This window comes from Pseudomonas cucumis, assembly GCF_030687935.1.
Taxonomy (GTDB): Bacteria; Pseudomonadota; Gammaproteobacteria; order Pseudomonadales; family Pseudomonadaceae; genus Aquipseudomonas; species Aquipseudomonas cucumis.
In genome coordinates this window covers 3,867,237-3,887,180 of sequence record NZ_CP117454.1, presented here as the reverse complement: position 1 = coordinate 3,887,180, position 19,944 = coordinate 3,867,237, and the positions used below count along the sequence as shown (strand labels likewise).

The 19,944-nt window shown below is 57.7% G+C and carries 21 protein-coding genes; 13 read left to right on the top strand and 8 right to left on the bottom strand.

Annotation, left to right across the window (positions count from 1 at the left end; translation table 11 throughout):
* Positions 1-47 precede the first annotated feature (47 nt).
* Entirely contained in the window at positions 48-644 is a 597-nt protein-coding gene (locus PSH97_RS17575; RefSeq protein ID WP_305446020.1) for a class I SAM-dependent methyltransferase, read from the bottom strand.
* A 317-nt stretch (positions 645-961) separates the two neighbouring features.
* Between PSH97_RS17575 and cls the strand changes: the two genes are divergently transcribed.
* Positions 962-2,257, top strand: a complete 1,296-nt coding sequence (gene cls, locus PSH97_RS17570) for a cardiolipin synthase (RefSeq protein WP_305446019.1) — start codon at positions 962-964, stop codon at positions 2,255-2,257.
* Between the two features lie 30 nt (positions 2,258-2,287).
* On the opposite strand, the gene PSH97_RS17565 is transcribed toward cls, so the two are convergent.
* Positions 2,288-2,677: a MerR family transcriptional regulator gene (locus tag PSH97_RS17565; protein WP_305446018.1), complete on the bottom strand. Its 390-nt coding sequence runs from the start codon at positions 2,675-2,677 to the stop codon at positions 2,288-2,290.
* Between the two features lie 74 nt (positions 2,678-2,751).
* On the opposite strand from PSH97_RS17565, the gene PSH97_RS17560 reads away from it, so the two are divergent.
* The 4 genes from PSH97_RS17560 (at position 2,752) to PSH97_RS17545 (ending at position 6,350) form a co-directional block, all read left to right on the top strand.
* Positions 2,752-3,822, top strand: coding sequence for an SDR family oxidoreductase (locus tag PSH97_RS17560; RefSeq protein WP_305446017.1), 1,071 nt, complete (start codon positions 2,752-2,754; stop codon positions 3,820-3,822).
* A 134-nt stretch (positions 3,823-3,956) separates the two neighbouring features.
* Complete coding sequence (locus tag PSH97_RS17555) at positions 3,957-4,856, top strand: DMT family transporter (RefSeq protein ID WP_305446016.1); 900 nt, start codon at positions 3,957-3,959, stop codon at positions 4,854-4,856.
* A 158-nt stretch (positions 4,857-5,014) separates the two neighbouring features.
* Positions 5,015-5,470, top strand: coding sequence for a hypothetical protein (locus tag PSH97_RS17550; RefSeq protein ID WP_305446015.1), 456 nt, complete (start codon positions 5,015-5,017; stop codon positions 5,468-5,470).
* Positions 5,457-6,350 (top strand): tyrosinase family protein, encoded by an 894-nt coding sequence (locus PSH97_RS17545; RefSeq protein WP_305446014.1) that lies wholly within the window; start codon positions 5,457-5,459, stop codon positions 6,348-6,350. Before PSH97_RS17550 ends, PSH97_RS17545 begins: the two co-directional genes overlap by 14 nt.
* A 6-nt stretch (positions 6,351-6,356) precedes the next feature.
* Here PSH97_RS17545 and PSH97_RS17540 read toward each other — a convergent pair whose 3' ends face one another.
* Entirely contained in the window at positions 6,357-7,250 is an 894-nt protein-coding gene (locus tag PSH97_RS17540) for a LysR substrate-binding domain-containing protein (protein ID WP_305446013.1), read from the bottom strand.
* 108 nt (positions 7,251-7,358) lie between these two features.
* Between PSH97_RS17540 and PSH97_RS17535 the strand changes: the two genes are divergently transcribed.
* Positions 7,359-7,733: a tautomerase family protein gene (locus PSH97_RS17535; protein WP_305446012.1), complete on the top strand. Its 375-nt coding sequence runs from the start codon at positions 7,359-7,361 to the stop codon at positions 7,731-7,733.
* 71 nt (positions 7,734-7,804) lie between these two features.
* Here PSH97_RS17535 and PSH97_RS17530 read toward each other — a convergent pair whose 3' ends face one another.
* From PSH97_RS17530 to PSH97_RS17520, 3 genes are all read right to left on the bottom strand, one after another.
* Positions 7,805-8,038 (bottom strand): hypothetical protein, encoded by a 234-nt coding sequence (locus tag PSH97_RS17530; RefSeq protein WP_305446011.1) that lies wholly within the window; start codon positions 8,036-8,038, stop codon positions 7,805-7,807.
* Positions 8,035-8,547 (bottom strand): type VI secretion system amidase effector protein Tae4, encoded by a 513-nt coding sequence (locus tag PSH97_RS17525; protein WP_305446010.1) that lies wholly within the window; start codon positions 8,545-8,547, stop codon positions 8,035-8,037. The genes PSH97_RS17530 and PSH97_RS17525 overlap by 4 nt, the downstream gene beginning before the upstream one ends.
* Positions 8,548-9,042: 495 nt before the next feature.
* Positions 9,043-10,005, bottom strand: a complete 963-nt coding sequence (locus PSH97_RS17520; RefSeq protein ID WP_305446009.1) for an AraC family transcriptional regulator ligand-binding domain-containing protein — start codon at positions 10,003-10,005, stop codon at positions 9,043-9,045.
* 67 nt (positions 10,006-10,072) lie between these two features.
* Between PSH97_RS17520 and PSH97_RS17515 the strand changes: the two genes are divergently transcribed.
* Positions 10,073-10,927 carry a sterol desaturase family protein gene (locus tag PSH97_RS17515; RefSeq protein ID WP_305446008.1) on the top strand — a complete coding sequence of 285 codons (855 nt, stop codon included), beginning with the start codon at positions 10,073-10,075 and terminating at the stop codon, positions 10,925-10,927.
* Complete coding sequence (locus tag PSH97_RS17510; RefSeq protein WP_305446007.1) at positions 10,924-11,517, top strand: NADPH-dependent FMN reductase; 594 nt, start codon at positions 10,924-10,926, stop codon at positions 11,515-11,517. The genes PSH97_RS17515 and PSH97_RS17510 overlap by 4 nt, the downstream gene beginning before the upstream one ends.
* Positions 11,518-11,834: 317 nt before the next feature.
* Here the strand turns inward: PSH97_RS17510 and katG are convergent, their stop codons facing one another.
* Positions 11,835-14,123 carry a catalase/peroxidase HPI gene (gene katG, locus PSH97_RS17505; protein ID WP_305446006.1) on the bottom strand — a complete coding sequence of 763 codons (2,289 nt, stop codon included), beginning with the start codon at positions 14,121-14,123 and terminating at the stop codon, positions 11,835-11,837.
* Positions 14,124-14,576: 453 nt separating this feature from the next.
* Between katG and PSH97_RS17500 the strand changes: the two genes are divergently transcribed.
* On the top strand, positions 14,577-14,948 hold the full coding sequence (locus tag PSH97_RS17500; protein WP_305446005.1) for a hypothetical protein: 372 nt from the start codon (positions 14,577-14,579) through the stop codon (positions 14,946-14,948).
* A gap of 3 nt (positions 14,949-14,951) precedes the next feature.
* Entirely contained in the window at positions 14,952-15,134 is a 183-nt protein-coding gene (locus PSH97_RS17495; RefSeq protein ID WP_305446004.1) for a DUF1289 domain-containing protein, read from the top strand.
* Between the two features lie 247 nt (positions 15,135-15,381).
* Here the strand turns inward: PSH97_RS17495 and PSH97_RS17490 are convergent, their stop codons facing one another.
* Entirely contained in the window at positions 15,382-16,275 is an 894-nt protein-coding gene (locus PSH97_RS17490) for a LysR family transcriptional regulator (protein ID WP_305446003.1), read from the bottom strand.
* Between the two features lie 128 nt (positions 16,276-16,403).
* On the opposite strand from PSH97_RS17490, the gene PSH97_RS17485 reads away from it, so the two are divergent.
* The 3 genes from PSH97_RS17485 (at position 16,404) to PSH97_RS17475 (ending at position 19,840) form a co-directional block, all read left to right on the top strand.
* Positions 16,404-17,825 carry an MFS transporter gene (locus PSH97_RS17485; RefSeq protein WP_305446002.1) on the top strand — a complete coding sequence of 474 codons (1,422 nt, stop codon included), beginning with the start codon at positions 16,404-16,406 and terminating at the stop codon, positions 17,823-17,825.
* A gap of 84 nt (positions 17,826-17,909) precedes the next feature.
* Positions 17,910-18,884, top strand: coding sequence for a quinone oxidoreductase family protein (locus tag PSH97_RS17480; RefSeq protein WP_305446001.1), 975 nt, complete (start codon positions 17,910-17,912; stop codon positions 18,882-18,884).
* A gap of 29 nt (positions 18,885-18,913) precedes the next feature.
* Positions 18,914-19,840 carry a LysR family transcriptional regulator gene (locus PSH97_RS17475; RefSeq protein WP_305446000.1) on the top strand — a complete coding sequence of 309 codons (927 nt, stop codon included), beginning with the start codon at positions 18,914-18,916 and terminating at the stop codon, positions 19,838-19,840.
* The last annotated feature ends 104 nt before the right edge of the window (positions 19,841-19,944 follow it).

The window sequence follows — 19,944 nt, the reverse complement described above, 5'->3', positions numbered from 1 at the left end:
TTCGGGTCGAACAGCAATCGGCCAGAAGCAGCCACCCGCTTCCAGATTCAACCCGTTTTACACGTCAACCAGGCACTCCAGAACAGGCTGCTGAAGAAACGAGTAGCGCCTCCGAATCCGGCGTCATGCAACAGTTTTTGAACCGCCGCCTCGGAATGTGGTGGGTCGGCGCCTTGAAGGATTTTCCCAAGCTTGGCCTTCACTTCACCCGAGTTGGCTCCATGCTGGCGCCACCGTTGCCCCCAGGCAGCAAGCAGTAACGGCTGGCTGGCATAAGCATATTGATTCCCCGCGACGATCAACGGCGCACCCGGCTTTAGATGAGCTCGAATGGATCGTAAAATTTCCCGCTTGGTATCATCGCCATCGAGATGATGGAGTACCCCGATCAAAGTGGCTGCGTCATATGAGGCGTCTGCAGCCAGGTCTTCAACATGCCCAAGATGCATGGCCGTCCTTTCAAGCAAATTGTTTGCCTCTAACTGCTGCTTCGCTGCCTCCAGCATCGGCCCGGATGGATCAACGGCAGTGAAGCGCCAACCCGGCTCAAGTTTGGCCATAGCAATAATTTCCTGTGCAGTACCGCCAGCGCCAACCACCAGTATTTTTGTCGAGCTTGAATTGCCGAGGCTTGCCGCCAGCATGCATGCAGTCAGGTCGTGGCAGGCGTCATATCCGGCTAGTGCGATACGGCTCTGTCGTCCGTACTCATTGGCTCGAGAGGTATCAAATTTTTCAGCAGCGTTGAGGCCAAAAGCACCTTCTGACGACGAACCCGGCCCTTACACAGTGGTCAAAACAAGTGATGGCGTCGCGACTCGCTATCACCGTCCTCACAAAGAGGGGTCTAATGAATCTTCTAGCCACATGTAAGGGGGTATGTATTCCTCTGGCGCTGTGCGTGGCTGTGCTCCTGGCATTTGTGGTTTCCTGCAGTACATTGCCGAGGATAGTGCCTGACATGGCTCGCGCGCCCTCTGCGCCAGTGCAGCTCGACGGGATACACGGACCTTTGTCAGCCGAGCGCAGCAAGGCCATTCTCGACCGACTCAGGTCCACCGGCGCAGAGACCAACATCTTCGATGTGCACCTCGCCATCGAAGAATCCATCGTCGGCAGCCCGCTAACGGAAGGAAACAAGGTCGACTTGCTGCAGGACGGCCCCGCCACCTACCAGTCGATGATCAAAGCCGTGGAAGCTGCGCGCGACCACATCAACATGGAGACCTACATCCTCGACGATGATGAAGTCGGCCAGCGTTTCGCCGCCGCACTGATCGCTCAGCAACAGAAAGGCGTACAGGTCAATCTGATCCGTGACAGCGTCGGAACCCTTGGAACACCCTCAGCGTTTTTCTCTCGATTGACCGACGCGGGCATCAAAGTGCTGGAGTACAACCCAATCAATCCGGCGGCGGCCAAAACGGGTTGGGACGTGAACCAGCGCGACCACCGAAAGCTGCTGATAGTGGACGGCCGTATTGCCTTTCTCGGCGGGATCAACATCAGCAGCGTCTATTCGGGGGGCTCGTTCAGCGCTCACTCGAAGACTCGCCCAACGGGTGATTTGCCTTGGCGCGATACCGACTTGCGCATCGAGGGGCCCGTGGTTGCAGACCTGCAGAAGCTGTTCATCGGAACCTGGACGGCCCAGAAAGGTGAACCACTCGCGGCTCGCCACTACTTTCCGCCACCTGAGCGCAAAGGCACCGAGGTGGTGCGCGCCATCGGCAGCTCGCCAGATGAGCCGTTCAGCTTGATCTATGCCACGCTGATTTCGGCGCTACGTAGCGCGCAGTCTGAGATATGGCTGACTAACGCCTACTTTGTTCCCGACCCGCAGTTGCTGGCGGCACTCAAGGAGGCAGCAGCACGTGGAGTCGACGTCAAGCTGGTACTACCCAGCAGCACCGATTCGTGGCTAGTGCTCCATGCTGGTCGCGCCTACTACAGCGAGCTGTTGAAGGCCAACGTCAAGCTTTACGAGCGACGTGACGCGCTACTCCACGTCAAGACAGCAGTAATCGATGGCGTGTGGTCGAGTGTCGGCTCCACCAACCTCGACTGGCGCAGCTTCCTGCACAATGATGAAGTCAACGTTGTTGTGCTGGGCACCGGGTTTGGAAAAAAAATGCAGGCGGCATTCCTGGCTGATCTGGCCAAATCGAACGAAATCAAGCTGGAAAAGTGGCAGCGCCGCTCGCTCGGTGTGAGAGCCAAGGAGCAGATGGCGCGACTCTGGGAATACTGGTTATGAGTTGAGTGACGTGTCGCTGATGCTGACAGTTCAGTTGGAAGAGTTGTTCAGCTGCTGAAGCTCAAGTTGCTTGGCAGCACTGGCTTCGAGGTTTGCACGCTCTTCATCCAGATACCGATAAATGCTTTGGAGGTTGGCGATTTTCTGTTTGATTTCTGCCATCTTCTTTTCAATTAGCTTTGCGCCGTCAGCACAATCGATCAGCTTGTTCCGCTGCGCATCCAGAATCTCGCCTATTTCCCCCAGGGAAAACCCCATGCTTTGCGCGCGCTGGATAAAGTCCAGATCCTGCAGAGTTTGCGCTGTGTAAACGCGATATTTGTTAGTTTGCCGCAGCGGTGAGATCAGGCCGATTTGCTCGTAGTAACGCAGCGTATGGCGGCTGGCGCCGCTGCGGGCCTCGAGTTCGCCGATTTTCATGAAAACACCGCTTGACTATAGAGTTGGGTCGATAGTTTACGCTTGATTTCTCATCTTAAACAAGGAACAGGGAAATGAGCGTGGAGTGCTTTGTCACGGGGGGTACCGGCTTCATCGGTCAACATTTGGTGGCGTACCTGAGTGCAAAAGGTCACACCATTCGGGTGTTGATGCGTCGCCCAGAGCGACTAGCTGCACTGCGGGAGCAAGTCGACAATTTGGGAGGGTGCGCAACCCGGGTATTTGCCGTAGCTGGCGATCTGGAACGGGACAACCTCGGGCTGAGTCTTGCTGACCGAGAAGTGCTAAGGCACGCCAGAGTCATATTCCACCTAGGCGCCCACTTCGCATGGGGGCTTTCAGTGGAGCATTCTCGTGCGGTGAATGTGGAAGGGGCAAAGCGCGTGGCGCTGTTGGCGGCTGAGCAAAAAAGCCGGTTAGTGATGATCGGCGGCTACATGCTGAAAAATCATGAACATCTGCAACGCATCGGAATTGATCCTCGTTATCCGGAGCTGACGAATTGGCCTGCCGTCTACCGACATGTCGGTGGTTACGAGGGGAGCAAGCTGGAGGCGCATTTTGCGACCCTGGAGGTCATGTCCGCCAAAGGCGGGGAGATTACCGTTGTCCACCCCGCGACGGTTTGTGGCCACAGCCGCACGGGGCATATCCTTGACGGTCAGCCGCTGGGAGAGCTGATACGCAACCTTGTGCAGGGAAAGCTGACTGCAGTGCCCGGTACCGCCGAGCACTGGCTGCCACTGGTCACCGTGGATTACCTGGTTGAGTTGGTGGCGGTTTGTGCTTTTGATCCTGCCATGGTGGGCCAGGAACTGCTGGCGCTTGATGACCAAACTCCCAACTTGCGAGAACTCCTGGTACAGGTGGCACAACCTTTGGGCTTAAAGTCTCCCAAGCATTACATTTCACTCCGATTGCTGAAGTTGCTACTGAGTATTCCTCCCGTCGCGCGGTTTTTGAATACAAAACCCGAAGCCTTGGACTTTATCCAGACCACTCGTTTTGATACAGCGGCGGTCGAGCAATTTGCCAACAGGCATGGAATAGCCAAACCGGATATACGTCAGTCTTTGCAGCACACTGCAATGTTCGTCAACTCATATTGCATAGCCAAGGGCTAGGCCCTCTGATTTCATCCAGCTTATGCCACAATGAATGCGGGGGGTTGGCGGGAACTTCGGATTCTCAAACTTTGCGCCGTCGATGTAGGGCGGCATTCTATCGAACGACAATTCAGCGACAGGGATCGTCATCAATGCAATCTACTTTCAGCAAAGGCGTCATATTTGCACTCTCCGCCGCGGCACTGAACGCAACGATCGGTGTACTCAGCAAAGTACTCATGAGTAATGGCTTCACCGCCAGCAGTGTCGCCGTCATCAAGACCGTACTGGGTTGCATGCTTCTCTCGATCTTACTGCTTTTCCTCAAGCGCCCGGCGTCGACGACCAAATGGACTCAGGCGGCTATCTGCGCGTTCCTTGGCATCTTTGTGCTGTTCCACTTCGAAACGTCCGCCTATCGCCATTACGCTGCAGCAGGTGTGGTGGTGATGCTGATGGCCAGTGCCTCAATTTCCTCGATCATTCTGGGGCGCATTTTTCTCAAGGATGCCATCACCGCGAACGCGACCGTGGGCGCCGCACTGGCTATCGCCGGGATCGCGGTGATCTTCGGCGCCGACCTGCAGCAGGGCTTTACCCTGCAAGGTGCTGCGCTAGCCTCCATGGCCGGCTGCGGCTATGGGGCCTTTTCGGTTGCCATGAAGCGGATGGGCGTGTCGGGGGGACTGCACTTCACCCGGCAATTGCTGTTCTTTGGCAGCCTGTACCTGCTGATGCCGGCTGCGGCCGATGGTTTCGTGATCGGCGAGCTGTCGCCGCTGGCGATCGCCGCACTGCTGGCGCTGGCCGCGCTGCCGACAATCCTTGGCTTCTTCTGCACCACCAAGGCCATCGAGTATCTCAAGCCATCCCAAGTGCAGGCGCTGGAGCTGACCGAGCCGCTGTTCGCCGCGCTGCTGGCGTTTGTGGCGCTCAATGAAGTACCGCGCGAAAGCCTGTACGCGGGGGCGGCACTGATCATCGTCGGGCTGTGTTTCTCCAATGAACTGATCCGCTTGGGCAGCAAAGCGTCCGTCCCGTCGACCGAGTGAGCTATTTTCGGATCCTGATTGCTTTAGCAATCAGTGGTTTTGAAGTGTTTTGAGCGACTGGCCCAGCGGATGGGTTCAGCGGCATGCCTACCCGCCACCAACTACACTTCCTCCAGCCAGTCTGGGCAATCGTCCGAGGGCACACTCCAGGAGGAATCATGACACGGAAGAACGTCTCCAGCCCCGAACCAACGGGTACAAAAACCAACGTGCTATTGAGCCCGCCTGACATAGGTGCTCTGGCAGAGATATCCATCACCGATCCTGACAAAACGCACCCTGCGTGGATCAAGGAACAGTTTCCTGAGTACGTGGACCCGCATGCAGGACATGAAGCCAGGACTGTTCGCGAGATTAACCACAAAGGGCACGTTGTCCGGATCGTCACCACCTACCAGGTGGAGGTTGATGGGGCTCCGGTCCAGGCGCATCTGTTTGTGGACGACGCGGGCCAGGTCCATACGCACGCCACCCCGTTCGTCACTTACGGATCGGCTCTCGACTTGATGACCGCGGTAATCGACGCCTATCCAGAATCCTTCATCAAGGGCGATGGCGACGGGGCAGAGCAGCCCGACCACCATGCCCACGGAGCACATCATGATCAGGTCTAATGCGGTCAATGATCTCCCGGCGCTTAAGAAATACGTCGAAGGGGTAAAACGGCTCAAGGACCCCGTGCAGAATCCCTGGCCCGGGCAGGCCAACCTCTCGATTTATGACTCCTTCGTGGCCTGGCACCACCGGGCCATGATGATTTCAACGCCTGCCGGGCAGATGGCCAGGAACGCTGCGCATGGCGGGCCATCATTCTTGCCGTGGCATCGCTACTTCCTCGTGCGGCTGGAAACCTTGATTCGCAAGGCGATAAACGACCCACACTTTCGAGTCCCGTACTGGGATTGGAACACTGACGCGGAACTTCAGGACCCGAGGACTTCACTCATTTGGTCAGATGAATACCTTGGACAGTTCGTGGATGGGACGTGGCGAGTGCGAGTAATGGGTGATGGCCGCACCATGGAACTAAACAAGGTAAACCGCCCCTTGGTGCGTTATCTGGGAAGAGGTGGGGCGCTGCCCAGCCGCGCCAATGTGCGCAAGGTCATCCATGAAAACCCGGTGTATGACAAAGCACCCTACAACGCGGCTCAAACCACCGGTGGTGCGCGCAACAGCATCGAGGGATGGGCGGGCGAAGAACGCATTCATAACAACGTCCATGTATGGGTCGGTGGTGACATGGGACTGTCATCTTCGCCGAACGACCCAGTGTTCTTTCTACATCATTGCAATGTCGATCGGCTCTGGGCGGCATGGCAAGCGAAGCATCCCGCCGCCGCCTACGTACCTGCGGGAAATGCCCCGGATACGCTCAAGTTCCATCGGATTGATGACCCGATGTACAGCCCTTTCCCGGAAAAGGTGACACCTCGAGATGTCCTGAATTACAGCCAGTATTACAAGTACGACACCTTGGGCGACCTGCTTTAGACAGCATCAAACGGAGGCGCCTGCAGTGATACTGAACGCCTGCTCTTCCAGACGGGTTTGTATCAACGCTGCCAGTTGTCGGGTGGCAGGCGCCAGGTGTTCTGCTCCACGATAAAGCACATAGCCGAGGGTCGGCAGTGTGGGTAGGCCAGCAATAACGGCGAGATGTCCTGGCAGCCCAATGCGGGTTCGCAACGTGAGGCCCAAACCGGCAGCAACGGCCGCCCAGATTCCACCCACGCTGGGGCTGGTCAGTGCAATTCGCCAGGGGATTCGCGCCTCATCCAGTGCCTGGGTTGCCGCGCTGCGCAACACGCAAGGGGCGTCGAACAGGATCAATGGCAGGGGAGAATCTACAGAGCAGTTGAGCGATGGTGTGTCACGAGACCCGATCCAGTGCATCTGCGTTTCACCCAGGCGCGTGGCATAAGGGGACTTGTGCCCTGTGTCCCAAGTCAGGGCCAGGTCCAGGCCACCGCTGTCGATCAACGCAAGCAAATCGGTGTTGCGCGCAATCCTGACTTCGAGGCTCACCCTTGGGTACATCTTGACGTAGCGTCGCAGAATGTCGCTGAGAAAGTGTTCGCCAAAGTCTTCCTGCAGCCCCAGGCGTACCGTTGCGGCGGTCTGGCTTTCGTGCAGGGTCTGGAAAATGTTGTCGTTCATTTCAAGCAGTTGGCGGGCATGGCTGAGCAGGGACTCACCCACCGGCGTCAACACCAGCCCTCGACCGGATTTGGCCAGCACTGGGGTGCCTATCTGTTCCTCAAGCTTCTTGAGTTGTGCGCTCACGGCAGACGTCGAGCGATTGAGCCGGTCCGCCGCTTTGGCAAAGCTGTTGAACTCCACACCGGTCACGAAAGTACGCAGCACATCAAGATCGAAGGTCGGACGGCGCATCGAATCATCCACTCATTCAGGACTGTGGTCGCCATTAAATCGGATATTCGGAATTATCGCGACTTGATAGTTTTCGCCTGTCAGTGGGTTTTTCAGGAGTAGAGCGTTATGCCGTTTGCACGTATTTCATTGCACCGGGGAAAGTCTGCCGAGTATTTACAGGCCCTCTCACAGGGGCTGCACGAGGCGTTGGTAGAAAGCTTCGAAGTGCCGATGGCCGACCGGTTCCAGGTCATTCACCAACATGAAGTGGGCGAACTGATATTTGATCCCGGCTACCTGGGCGGTCCACGCAGCCATGACTTTGTGCTGATCGCGATTACTGCCGGTCGCCCTCGAGACATCGAGACGAAACAGCGTTTCTATCGCACCCTGGTCGAGAGACTGAGTCGAGCGCCAGGCATCGACTCTGAGGATGTCATGGTGGTGATTACCACTACCGCGGCAGATGAATGGTCGTTTGGTGGTGGGCGGGGTAATTAGTTTTCTATCAGGCGGGCAACAACGCCGAGGGGGGGCGGATGTCTACCACCACCACCGGCGAAGTTGTTCATTCAAACACGTGCCTTGCGCAGATATCGCCGATACAAAACAACACCCATAACAACCGAAAGCAACCCGATCCCCGCATTACCCAAAAGCCAAATGGCAAAGTTCCGGCTTTGGTCCGCATCACCCTCGTAGAACGGCCCAAAGTAGCTAGACACTGCCACGAATATCAAATTAAACGCCCCGACGGCCAAGGCAACGATAAGGATGACGAACAATGCCCCTTTAACAATTTTCATATGACCTTCCAAAACCATATTTCCTTCGACTCGTGGTAGTCGGAGAAGCTGCCCTCAATGGAAAACCCCAATTGAATACGAGGGTAGCTCAGCCAGTCCGTTAGTCTACGCCCGTTCCATAGATCGATATGATCGCCGCTGCGATTGCCGATGGTCTCGTTTCCTCGGCGCCAGAAGTCCTTGAAGAAAATGATGCCTTGCTGCCCTTCAAGATCATCCTCGAAGTCCTTAGGCTTTATTTTTTTGACGGCGTGCAGGCCGGGAATTTTGGCTTGGCTTAACGCTTGCGCTATTTCTTCTGCTGCCAATACATGTCCTTCGCTCTTGGGGTGCTGCCAGCAGTGGCGGACACTCTTGAGTTTGCCGAGATCGGCACCAGCCCGGCGTAGTGCGACGCCGAGGTTGATAGCACACTGATCACTGAAGTTTTTGGCGCCGTTGGTTCTGCATGGAGCGGCGTCTCCAAATATTTCTGGGTGGCTTTTCCATAACTTGTCGAATGTGAGCATCCTGCCTTCTCCCTGTGGCCCTTTAACCCTGACGGCTAGCCTAGCAGAGGGTCCATAAGATGGTATTTTTTTCCTGGGTGGCTTTGCCACGACCTCTCCTGTTTGGTCTCTTCCTGCGATCAGCAAAAAAAAGCGTTATTTGAGCGTTGATAGATAGGCCCATTGCTCTGCCACCCACGCATCGGCGTAGGGCTCCAAATCCTCTGGGAATTCGCTTCTATACTCCCCAAAGTCAAGGAAGTCGTAGTAAACCTGCATCGCTTCGGAATGTGACATCGCCCAGAAGATCCAAACGCATTCACTGCCTGGCTCGTTCATGTTCCGGGCTGCATCGCCGGATGGACCTAAGGGAAGGCAGGAGGGGAGCAGTTGGCTGTCTTCGTCAGGAGAGAGCCAGATTTCATGGAAGTACCTTTTGGGCATCGAGGATTCTGCTTAGGTTGGAGTGCAGGATGGAGAAAGCAAAAGACAGCTCGAAATAATCAGGCCACCATCTTATTTCCTGTCACGCCATCGACTTCGGGCATGGAGATAGGCAGTCACATCGCTGTAGCCCAATTGGGCTGCAATCTCCGTTAACGACTCGCCTTGCAATTCAAGATGCAGTTCCAGTTCCGCCCGAATCTGATCGAGTAATTGCCTGAAGGTCGTGCCTTGTTCTTCCAGGCGTCTACGTAATGTCCTGGGCGTCTGATGCAGCGCCTTTGCAAGATTGTCCAGGTTTGGAGTTTCACCTCTCGCCAGAGATCGTCGCGCACCTTCGGCAACCTTGGCTGACCAACCGCTGAAGTTGCGATGCGCGGCAATCCGTCGATCCAGTTCCTGAGTCAATAACTCCAACATCCCGTGATGACGGGTCTGCATCGGCAGGCTCAAGCTTTGCGCATGGAAATAGAAGCGGTTAACCGGGCAGTCAAACTCGATGCGGTCTCCAAACCACTGGGCATATTGCTTGTAATACGACGGACGCGAATGGATGAATTTTGCCAGAATCGGCTGCACATCCTGGCCCGTTCCACGTCGTAATTGCGCGATGGACATCACGCCGTAGTGTTCGATCACATACCGCGCCAACTCCCCTGGCGCGTCGACGCATAGCTCGATTCCGACGCCATTTTCATCATTCACCAACCTCACATTGTCAGTGTCCGATGCAAGCGGTGCGTACCGGGCCCAAAGGTGCATGGCCGACAAAACGTCGGGGCTATACAGGCAAAGATAAGCCAGGACGTGCCAGTCCTGAGGCGTGAACAGCGCGAACAGTTTTAACCCGATCGCCGGATCAATGCGCGCCGCCTCGCGCCAAAGCTGATCCAGCTCGATCAGGCTGTAATCCGTGCTTTTTCGGCAGACTTGGCTATCAAGGAAGCGCTCCAGCACTTGGCCCAGCCGGCCTCGATGAAAGCGCTGGGGCGGGCGATTGGCCGGTTCTAGCTCAATTCTGTCCATTTCGCGCATTGGGAGGGCTGACTCCTGGGTTTCTAATGACATGGCATTGCCCGCAAGGGCCTAAATCGAGAGTGCCATGAATACAATAATGCTCGCCAATAACCCTGCTTTGATAGTGGCCGGAATTTTCCTTGCCTTCGTTTTGCTAGAGCTTGCCTGTTCCTCGTTTCGTCAGTCGTCAGGCGGCAAACGTGACGTACTCATTGAAGTCGTCGGCTCCGGCATACTGGTGGCGATCACATTCCCTTTAGTCATGTGGCTAAGTGGCAAGATACTAAGTCAGGCCGTACCGGATATGAAGGACGCGTTGGCTGGAATCCCGTGGATTGCAGGATTTGTATTGTTTTTACTGCTGGATGACATGACCCAATATTGGTGGCATCGCCTGACTCACCGGGTTCCCGCACTTTATGCGCTTCACCGTGCACATCACTCAGCACCCTATATGAGTGTACGCATCGTCTATCGCAACAACAGTTTCTACTATCTTCTGATGCCCGGTATCTGGCTATCTGGCATGTTGATATATCTTGGGCTTGCTCCTGTTTATTATGTTTATTTGATTGTAAAGATGACGGTGATTTTCGCAGCGCACAGCAGCGTTGCATGGGACGACAAACTTTATCGCATCCGCGCGTTACGCCCACTTGTTTGGGTTTTGGAGCGAACCTTCTCCACACCCTCCACTCACTCTGCGCATCACGGTTTGACTGCCGAGGATGGCGTTACCCATTACAAAGGCAATTTCGGCAACCTGTTGTTTTTTTGGGACGTACTGTTTGGAACCGCAAAAATTACCCGTCGGCGTCCGCCAGCCTACGGAATCGAACACTTATCACCGATAAGCTGGAAAGACGAATTGTTCTGGCCCATCGTGCGTTCCCGCCGTACCGCACCCAAGGTAAACGCTAACCAGAAGGTGGCGCGATGAGTCGTCATATCGTTCTGCTGTGTGGATCGAACAGATCAAACAGTCAATCCGTCAAGGTTGCCAGGTATCTGCGCGACCGATTAGAGAAACTTGAGCTGTGTGATTCAAGCGAACTGATCGACCTGGCTTCCAGTTGGCTACCGCTTTGGCCAGAAGAAGACACCGACAGAGTCTGGAATGCCCAGCAATCGATCCTCAAAAAAGCGACGGCACTGATCGTGATCAGTCCTGAGTGGAATGGCATGGCTTGCCCAGCCCTGAAAAACTTCTTTTTGTACGCGGGGCTTGGTGAACTTGGACATAAGCCTGCGCTGTTGGTCGGCGTTTCGGCAGGGCTTGGAGGGGCATATCCAATTGCTGAGTTACGCGCATCGAGCTACAAAAATAGCCGGATCCTGTATTTGCCTGAACAACTCATCATCAGGAACGTAGAGTCGATGCTAAACAGCGAAGAGCCTTCGGATGAAAGTGATAGCCGCATTCGGGCGCGTGCCGACTGGGCTCTGCAGTTACTGTGTCAATACGATGCCGCTTTACGCACCATACGACCTGCAATTAAACACCCCCCAGAGTTCTCTACCGGGATGTAAAGCCACGGATGCTGAAGATCGGGTTCTGCGTTGTTCTGATCCTTATTTTTTTGAGCTATCTGCATCTGTAATGGGATCAGCCTGCGGCTCACAATGACAACACGGTCAGCAGTGCGGTAGCCACTGCACCGCAAACTCATTACGTAGGAGGCCCCATGGGCAAGATGGCATTTTTCCTGGGCGGATTTCTGGTGTTGACCATTTTGATTGGGGCGCTCGCCACGATCTCTCCCGTTTAGTCTCTTCCTGCGATCAGCAAAAAGCACAACGCCTCCACACAGGGAGGCGTTGCGGGTTTTTCAGCAATATTGCTCAGATCATCTCAAATCAAACCGATCCAGATTCATCACCTTGTCCCAAGCCGAAACGAAGTCTTTCACGAACTTCTCCTTCGCATCGTCGCAGGCATAGACCTCAGCCAGCGCCCTCAACTGCGAATTCGAGCCAAACACCAGATCAACACGCGTGCCGGTCCATTTAAGGTCGCCGGTTTTCCGATCGCGCCCTTCAAACTCTTCATTGGCCTCCGACACTGGTTTCCATTCCACGCTCATATCGAGCAGGTTTTTGAAGAAGTCGTTGGTCAACGCTTCTGGCTGCTTGGTGAAGACGCCGTGTTGGGTTTGTCCGACGTTGGTATTGAGCACGCGCATACCACCAATGAGCACGGTCATTTCTGGCGCGGTGAGTGTCAGCAGTTGCGCCTTGTCGATCAGTAAGGCTTCGGCCGGTACGCTGTAGCGGGATTTGAGGTAGTTGCGGAAGCCATCAGCGACAGGTTCAAGGTAGCCGAAGGACTCGACGTCCGTTTGTTCTTGCGAGGCGTCCATCCGGCCCGGTGTGAAAGGTACCGTCACGGTCTGGCCGGCATTTTTCGCCGCTTGTTCGACGCCGGCACAACCGGCCAGCACGATCAGGTCTGCCAGCGAGATTTTCTTCCCTCCGTTGTTGAACTCGTTCTGAATGCTCTCGAGTTTCGCCAGTACGCTCGCCAGTTGCTCAGGCTGGTTGGCCTGCCAGAATTTCTGTGGAGCCAGACGCAGGCGTCCGCCGTTGGCGCCGCCACGTTTGTCGGAGCCACGGAAGGTGGAAGCCGCCGCCCAAGCAGTTGATACAAGCTGCGAGACGGTCAGGCCGCAGGACTGGAGTTTGCCTTTTAGTGCGGCGATGTCGCTGTCGGTGACCAGGGCATGATCGACCTGCGGAATGGGGTCTTGCCACAGGAGTTCTTCGTTGGGCATTTCCGGGCCGAGGTAGCGCGAGAGGGGCCCCATGTCGCGGTGGAGCAGCTTGAACCAGGCTCGAGCGAATGCGTCGGCCAACTGATCCGGATTCTGAAGGAATCGTCGTGAAATCGGCTCATAAATCGGGTCGAATCGCAGGGACAGGTCCGTGGTCAGCATGGTCGGATTACGCCGCTTCGACGGGTCGTGAGCATCCGGAATAATGCCCGCGCCAGCACCGCCTTTCGCCGTCCACTGGTGGGCGCCCGCCGGGCTCTTGGTCAGTTCCCACTCGAAACCGAACAAGTTTTCCAGGTAGTTGTTGCTCCACTTGGTGGGCGTAGTGGTCCAGGTCACTTCCAGGCCGCTGGTGATGGTGTCGCCACCCTTGCCGCTGCCAAAGGTGCTCTTCCAGCCCAGGCCCTGAGCTTCGAGGCCCGCGGCTTCGGGCTCGGCACCGACGTTGTCGGCAGGGCCGGCGCCGTGGGTCTTGCCGAAGGCGTGGCCGCCGGCGATCAGTGCCACGGTTTCTTCGTCATTCATCGCCATGCGCCCGAAGGTCTCGCGGATGTCCACCGCCGCAGCGACCGGGTCCGGGTTGCCTTCCGGGCCTTCCGGGTTGACGTAGATCAGGCCCATTTGCACCGCGGCGAGCGGGTTTTCCAGGTTGCGTCCTCCTTCGGTGCGGCTGTCCTCATTTTCCCCCGGCTCAGCAACGAGTGGGCCTTCGCCGGGTTCTTGCATGGGTTCTTTTTTGTCTTTGTCGTAGCGGGTGTCGCCGCCCAGCCACTTGTTTTCGGAGCCCCAGTAGACGGACTCATCCGGTTCCCAAACGTCTGGCCGACCACCGGAAAAACCGAAGGTCTTGAAGCCCATGGACTCCAGCGCGACGTTGCCGGTGAGCACGATCAGGTCGGCCCAGGAGATGTTGCGACCATACTTTTGCTTGATCGGCCAAAGCAGCCGGCGCGCCTTGTCGAGGCTGACGTTGTCCGGCCAACTGTTGAGTGGCGCGAAGCGCTGCTGACCGGAGCCGGCACCGCCACGACCGTCACCGACGCGGTACGTGCCGGCGGCGTGCCAGGACATGCGAATAAACAGCGGCCCATAGTGACCGAAGTCTGCCGGCCACCAGTCTTGCGAATCGGTCATCAGCGCGTGCAGGTCTTGCTTGAGCGCCTGAAAGTCCAGGTTTTTGAACGCTTCGGCGTAGTTGTAGCCCTCGTCCATGGGGTCGGACAGCCGCGAATTCTGGTGGAGGATCTTCAGGTTCAGTTGGTTCGGCCACCAATCGCGGTTCGTCGTGCCACCGCCTGCGGCGGCGTGATTGAACGGGCATTTCGATTCATTTGCCATGTGTGCGCTACCTTTGGTCGTATTCATCCGGCTATCCGGCCCAGGGTGGGCGCGCAATAGCGACGAGCGAAATCAATGACATAGGCTGCAGGGCCAGCAGTTCGATCAATTGATCGTCGGGGTCACACGGGAAGTCTGGAGAGCAGCAATCGAGTTGCCAGCACGGTGGCCCACGGCAAGCCTAGTACGCTTCTGACTCATTCGTATCTTTTATCAAGTCTCAACCGGCCGGCTAACGCCAGCGCTCCAATAAGGTTAGACGCCTATAAAGCAGTCAGCTAATAGGTGGAGTATTGGGGGGTGATAGGCATTTTCTTTTATCTGGCCCGTCGCAATATTCTTCAGCGGCGTTTCCAGGGCCGGGATTTGCGGTGGGTGTTGGGCCTCTTCGCGGGCAGCACAGACACAGCAACTCTCGGATCAGCCCGGTATCGTATGATGAGCCCTTTCCATCGACGCCCACCCAAGGACCCATACCCGATGTCTTTAAGCAAACGCGATCAGGCCCACATCGAACGTCGCCTGATCGCCACCCTGACCGAGGCGTGTGAAACCGCTAAAGCGGAAATAATCGGGTTCTGCTGGCTGACCCACGAAGTCGATTACGCGGTCTTTCCTGCCAGCCTGCGGGTGATCTGGGTCTTCGATACGCAGGCCAACAAGGATCAGGCGCTGGCGAACGGGCAGGGCGAACGCATGGTCGAACTGACGGCCGTGGCATTAAGTGACGCGGACGTTCTCGTCAGCCCGGTAGCGGCCCATGTGCAGTTTGATTCTGAAGAGCAATGTCAGCGCGCCAATGCCGGCAACTGGCAGCAACGCCTGGCGCCCAAGCGCTCGACGCGGGGTTGAAGTGTGGCCAAGGATATCGAAAATCCGTGTGTTTCCATTTGCCAGCTGAGTGGTGAGCTGTGTGTCAGTTGTGGCCGCACCAAGGACGACATCAGAAAATGGAAACGCATGAAGCGTCCGGAAAAAATGGCGGCGGTGCAGCGGGCGAGTTTGCGGTTGAAGGGGCTTCAGAAAAAGAAAGTTTAAGTCGTAATGAGATCTGTAGCAGCTGGCGCAGCCTGCGTTCGGCTGCGAAGCAGTCGTGAGTCCCTGACGCGATCTGCCTGACGTACCGTAGTTTCTGATTTTACGACTGCTTCGCAGCCGAACGCAGCCTCGCGAGCTCGGCAGCTGCTACAAAAGAGTGCGTTTTTGGACTCGTGCCAAGCTTCAGATGAAACGCTCATTTCAGGCGCAAAGCCTTGAACCCATGGGCATTTGGAAATCCGAAACATCAGGACTGCGCACAAACCTCTCGAACACAATCACGCAGCCACCGATGCGCTGAGTCAGCATCCATCCGTGGGTGCCAAAGCATCGAAATGGTGATCGGCGGCAGGTCGAACGGAAGGTCAAAACTGTGCAGGCCGGCGCGCAGGTTTCGGCTGTGTCGGGCGGGAACGGTGGCGATCAGGTCCGAGGCGCGAGCCAGCGCCAGCGCCGCCGAAAAACCGCCGACGAGGGTGGTGATCTCGCGTTCCAGTCCCAGCACTTCCAGGGCTTCATCCATCGGCCCTTTATCGAGTCCGCGTCGTGAGACCAGGATGTGCCTGCCGGCGGCATAACGGGAGGCGGTGACCCTGCCTTGGCTCAGCGGATGCCCCGTGCGCACGACGCCGATAAAGCGATCCTCGAATAACGCCCGGGTGCGCACTTCCGGGCTCGTCGTGCCGCCGACCACACCGGTTTCCAGGTCGACGGAGCCGTCGCGAAGCGCGGTGCTGTCCTTGTTCAGCTTCTGCACAAAGTGCAAGCGCACGCCGGGTGCCTGTTCACTGGCACGGGCAATCAGCGCCGGGCCGAAGTTTTCGACAAAACCGTCGCTGGTGCGCAGCGTGAATGTTCGCACCAGTTGCTTGAGGTCGAGCTGTTCGGCGGGGCGTAAAACGGCTTCGGCGTCTTGCACCAATCGACTGACCTGTTCGCGCAGTTCGAGTGCTCGGGGCGTCGGCACCAGCCCGCGTCCGGCCCGCACCAGCAGCGGGTCGCCCGTCGTTTCACGCAATCGCGCCAGTGCCCGGCTCATGGCCGACGGGCTCAGGCGCAGTCGTTGGGCGGCGCGGGCGACGCTGCCTTCGGCGAGCAGCACATCCAGGGTAATCAGTAAATTCAGGTCGGGAGTCGTCATGCTCCAACGTTAGCACGGCGTGCGGGTGACATGGCGTCAAACGCAACTATCAAGTGTAAGTGGTGCGTCTTCCGCCATATCTCGCGAGGGCATACGCTGCTGATCTACCTTTCAGATGTGGCCAAACCATGAAACTCATCACTCAATCAGGCTCGGTCCGCTGGGCGCTCGCCAGTCTTTCGCTGTCGATGTTGATGCCTTCGCTCGACACCAGCATCGCCAACGCGGGTTTGCCGACATTGGCCGAGGCATTCGATGCGTCCTTTCAGCAAGTGCAGTGGATCGTTCTGGCGTATCTGCTGGCGATCACCACGCTGATAGTCAGCGTCGGAAGGCTGGGCGACATCGTCGGTCGTCGGCGTTTGCTGCTGACGGGCATCGGCATTTTTACCCTGTCATCGCTTGCTTGTGGTGTGGCGCCGTCGCTTGGGTGGCTGGTCGGTGCCCGGGCAGTGCAGGGGCTCGGGGCGGCGATCATGTTGGCGCTGACCGTGGCATTTGTCGGCGAGACGGTGCCGAAAGCGCAGACCGGCAGCGCCATGGGATTGCTCGGAACGATGTCGGCGATAGGCACCACGCTGGGGCCGTCGCTCGGTGGGATATTGATCGCGGGCCTTGGCTGGCAGGCGATTTTTCTGCTCAACGTGCCGCTGGGTATTCTGAATATCTGGCTCGCGTATCGCTATTTGCCGGCGGATGCACGGCGGGCGAAAGCGGGTCGGACGGGTTTCGACAAGGCAGGTACGTTGCTGCTGGGGTTGACGCTCGGGGCGTATGCGCTGGCCATGACGATCGGGCACGGTGATTTTGGTTTGCTCAATATCGCGCTGCTGCTGACGGCTGTTTTCGGCGCAGGGTTTTTCATAGTCGTGGAGGCCAGGGTTGCATCGCCATTGATTAAATTGGCGCTGTTCCGTGAGCCGGGCCTGAGCGCGAGCCTGGCCATGAGCACGCTCGTTTCGACGGTGATGATGGCGACGCTGGTGGTCGGGCCGTTTTATCTTTCGGGGGCGCTTGGCCTGGGTACGGCGCTTGTCGGCCTTGCCTTGTCGGTCGGCCCGTTGGTGGCTGCGCTGACCGGTATGCCGGCCGGTCGCCTGGTGGACCGTTTTGGCACTCGGCGCATGACCCTCGCCGGGCTCGTCGCAATGGCGCTCGGCACGGGTGCTTTATCCATAATGCCGGCGGGTTTCGGCATCCTCGGTTACCTCGCGCCCATCGCGGTGATCACTGCCAGCTACGCGTTGTTCCAGGCGGCCAACAACACCGCGATCATGACCGACATCCGCCCGGACCAGCGTGGTGTGATTTCCGGCCTGCTCAGCCTGTCGCGCAATCTCGGCCTGATCACCGGGGCCTCGGTCATGGGCGCGGTGTTCGCCTTTGCATCGGCGACAGCAAACATCACCACGGCATCTCCCGCCGCCATCGCCAACGGTATGCGGATAACGTTTGCCGTAGCGGCGCTGTTGATCGTCTTGGCACTAGGAATCGCGCTGGCGCTGCGAGATTCAAACTGCTGCACTGCATGCAGTAATGAACTGCAGTGAAGCTGTATTGTTCACTTGAAATCGAATGCCGATACTCCCTGCACATCGCGCAGATGGGCTGCGTTGAAGTGAAGGAGTCAGGCAATGGTTTCTGTCGTTCGTATCGCACACACCGGCGCACCTGAGGTGATGACCATCGAGCAGGTATCGGCGCGTGAGCCGGGGCCGGGTGAAGTCTGGCTGGAGCAGGAGGCGATTGGCGTCAACTTCCTCGATGTGAGTCAGCGCAAGGGCGCCGTACCACTGCCATTGCCGTCGGGGCTGGGCCTTGAAGGGGCGGGCCGTGTTGCCGCCATCGGCGCGGGGGTGAGCAACGTCAAGGTGGGGGATCGGGTGGCCTACGCAACAGGGCCTATTGGCGCTTACGCCAGTGCGCGCCTGTTTCCGGCCGACCGGCTGGTGCCGATTCCCGATGCGTTGACGGCTGAAGAGGCCGCCGCGGTGTTGTTCAAAGGCATTACCGCGCAGTACCTGCTGAAGACGACTTATCCGGTCGGCCCCGGCACCACCCTGGTTCTGTATGGCGTAGCGGGCGGCCTCGGGCAGATCATGGCGACGTGGGCCAAGCACCTGGGAGCCTTTGTCATCGGCATTGTGTCCCGGGCCGAGAGTGTCGAGACAGCCAAGGCGCTGGGCTGCGATGCGGTGCTGGTATTCAATGCCCAGACACTGGCCGCGGACGTCGCGGAAATCACCCACGGCAAGAAAGCCGATGTGGTCTACGATCCCATCGGGCGGGTGTCGTTCGAAGCGTCACTCGATTGCTTGCGACCACGTGGGTTGATGGTGTCTTTCGGGGCATCCTCCGGCGCGCCGACAGCGGTCGAGGTGGCCACGCTCAATGCCAAGGGTTCGTTGTTCCTGACCCGTCCTTCACTCGCGGCGCACACCACTGACATCGCTGAATACCGGCAGCGGGCCGAGGATGTACTGGCCGCGGTCGAGGCGGGCATAATCAAGCCCGGCATCTGGGGCCGCTATGCATTGGCCGATGTGGCCAAGGCCCATGCCGATCTGGAAGGTGGTCAATCTCGCGGAGCGATCGTCCTCAAGCCCTGATCGTTTTTTACCTGAAAAAAGAGTGTTTTGTGAACCCACTGGACAGCCGCCACATCGATGAAATTGCAGCGCTTCTCGCGGTCGCCTCGGCACATTCGTTCGTGGCGGCCGGACGTCTGCTGCAACGCCATCCGACGGTGGTTTCAAAGCGCCTGGCGGCCATGGAAAAGCGCTTGGGCGTGCGGCTGATGGAGCGTACGACGCGACAAGTGCGGTTGACCGATGCCGGCAGCCGTCTCGTCGAACGCCTGCGCTCTGCCACGGGTTTGATCATCGAGGCCGAACAGGAAGCGTCACTGGGCGCGGCGCAGGTTCGTGGCGTCCTGCGCCTGGCTTTTCCCGCCGCGATGGGGCGCCTTTGGCTGGCGTCGATGCTGCCGGAATTTCTGGCGGCTCACCCGCTGGTCTCCGTCGAGGTGGATTACAGCGATCGTGTCGTCGACATTATTGGTGAAGGATTCGATGCGGCGATTCGGATTGGCGAATTGAACGACAACCGCCTCGTCTCAAAGAAGCTCAGCGATCATCGCCGCATTCTCTGCGCTTCACCGAGTTACATAGCACAGCACGGCTTACCGGCCAGTCCGAAAGAACTGAGCGAGCACAACTGCCTGGGCTTCACCGGCCTCGCGGCATTTCCTGAATGGCGCTTGTCGAAGGGTGATCGGCAGGAGAAGGTCATCACCCGGGGAACCTTGACCTCGAACGACGGCGAAGCGTTGCTCGCCGCAGCCAAGGCCGGCGTCGGTATCTTGGGCGCCGGTGAGTGGCTGATGAGCCGGGAAATCGCTAACGGCCAGATGGTGCGCGTTCTGCCGGAGTGGGATCTGGATGCCCAGGGTGGGATTTATCTGGTGCGAGCATCCGCCGCGTTCACACCGGCAACGCTTATGGCATTCAAGGAATGGCTGGAGGCCAGATTTGCACAGGGGCCGCCTTGGTCAGTCAAGCCTTAACGCGACCTGTAGCAGCTGTCGAGCTCCAGCGAGGCTGCGTTCGGCTGCGTAGCAGTCGTCAAACCAGAACTTGCGGTACGTCAGGCAAACCGCGTCAGCTGGAT

Bases quoted from the DNA above. Each gene is read 5' to 3' on its own strand.
- PSH97_RS17560 (WP_305446017.1), top strand. From the start codon at position 2,752: ATGAGCGTGGAGTGCTTTGTCACGGGGGGTACCGGCTTCATCGGTCAA.
- PSH97_RS17500 (WP_305446005.1), top strand. From the start codon at position 14,577: ATGTCTTTAAGCAAACGCGATCAGGCCCACATCGAACGTCGCCTGATC.
- PSH97_RS17490 (WP_305446003.1), bottom strand. From the start codon at position 16,275: ATGACGACTCCCGACCTGAATTTACTGATTACCCTGGATGTGCTGCTC.
- PSH97_RS17565 (WP_305446018.1), bottom strand. From the start codon at position 2,677: ATGAAAATCGGCGAACTCGAGGCCCGCAGCGGCGCCAGCCGCCATACG.
- PSH97_RS17575 (WP_305446020.1), bottom strand. From the start codon at position 644: ATGCTGGCGGCAAGCCTCGGCAATTCAAGCTCGACAAAAATACTGGTG.
- PSH97_RS17485 (WP_305446002.1), top strand. From the start codon at position 16,404: ATGAAACTCATCACTCAATCAGGCTCGGTCCGCTGGGCGCTCGCCAGT.
- PSH97_RS17525 (WP_305446010.1), bottom strand. From the start codon at position 8,547: ATGCTCACATTCGACAAGTTATGGAAAAGCCACCCAGAAATATTTGGA.
- PSH97_RS17515 (WP_305446008.1), top strand. From the start codon at position 10,073: ATGAATACAATAATGCTCGCCAATAACCCTGCTTTGATAGTGGCCGGA.
- PSH97_RS17480 (WP_305446001.1), top strand. From the start codon at position 17,910: ATGGTTTCTGTCGTTCGTATCGCACACACCGGCGCACCTGAGGTGATG.
- katG (WP_305446006.1), bottom strand. From the start codon at position 14,123: ATGAATACGACCAAAGGTAGCGCACACATGGCAAATGAATCGAAATGC.
- cls (WP_305446019.1), top strand. From the start codon at position 962: ATGGCTCGCGCGCCCTCTGCGCCAGTGCAGCTCGACGGGATACACGGA.
- PSH97_RS17545 (WP_305446014.1), top strand. From the start codon at position 5,457: ATGATCAGGTCTAATGCGGTCAATGATCTCCCGGCGCTTAAGAAATAC.
- PSH97_RS17510 (WP_305446007.1), top strand. From the start codon at position 10,924: ATGAGTCGTCATATCGTTCTGCTGTGTGGATCGAACAGATCAAACAGT.
- PSH97_RS17540 (WP_305446013.1), bottom strand. From the start codon at position 7,250: ATGCGCCGTCCGACCTTCGATCTTGATGTGCTGCGTACTTTCGTGACC.
- PSH97_RS17535 (WP_305446012.1), top strand. From the start codon at position 7,359: ATGCCGTTTGCACGTATTTCATTGCACCGGGGAAAGTCTGCCGAGTAT.
- PSH97_RS17555 (WP_305446016.1), top strand. From the start codon at position 3,957: ATGCAATCTACTTTCAGCAAAGGCGTCATATTTGCACTCTCCGCCGCG.
- PSH97_RS17550 (WP_305446015.1), top strand. From the start codon at position 5,015: ATGACACGGAAGAACGTCTCCAGCCCCGAACCAACGGGTACAAAAACC.
- PSH97_RS17530 (WP_305446011.1), bottom strand. From the start codon at position 8,038: ATGAAAATTGTTAAAGGGGCATTGTTCGTCATCCTTATCGTTGCCTTG.
- PSH97_RS17520 (WP_305446009.1), bottom strand. From the start codon at position 10,005: ATGCGCGAAATGGACAGAATTGAGCTAGAACCGGCCAATCGCCCGCCC.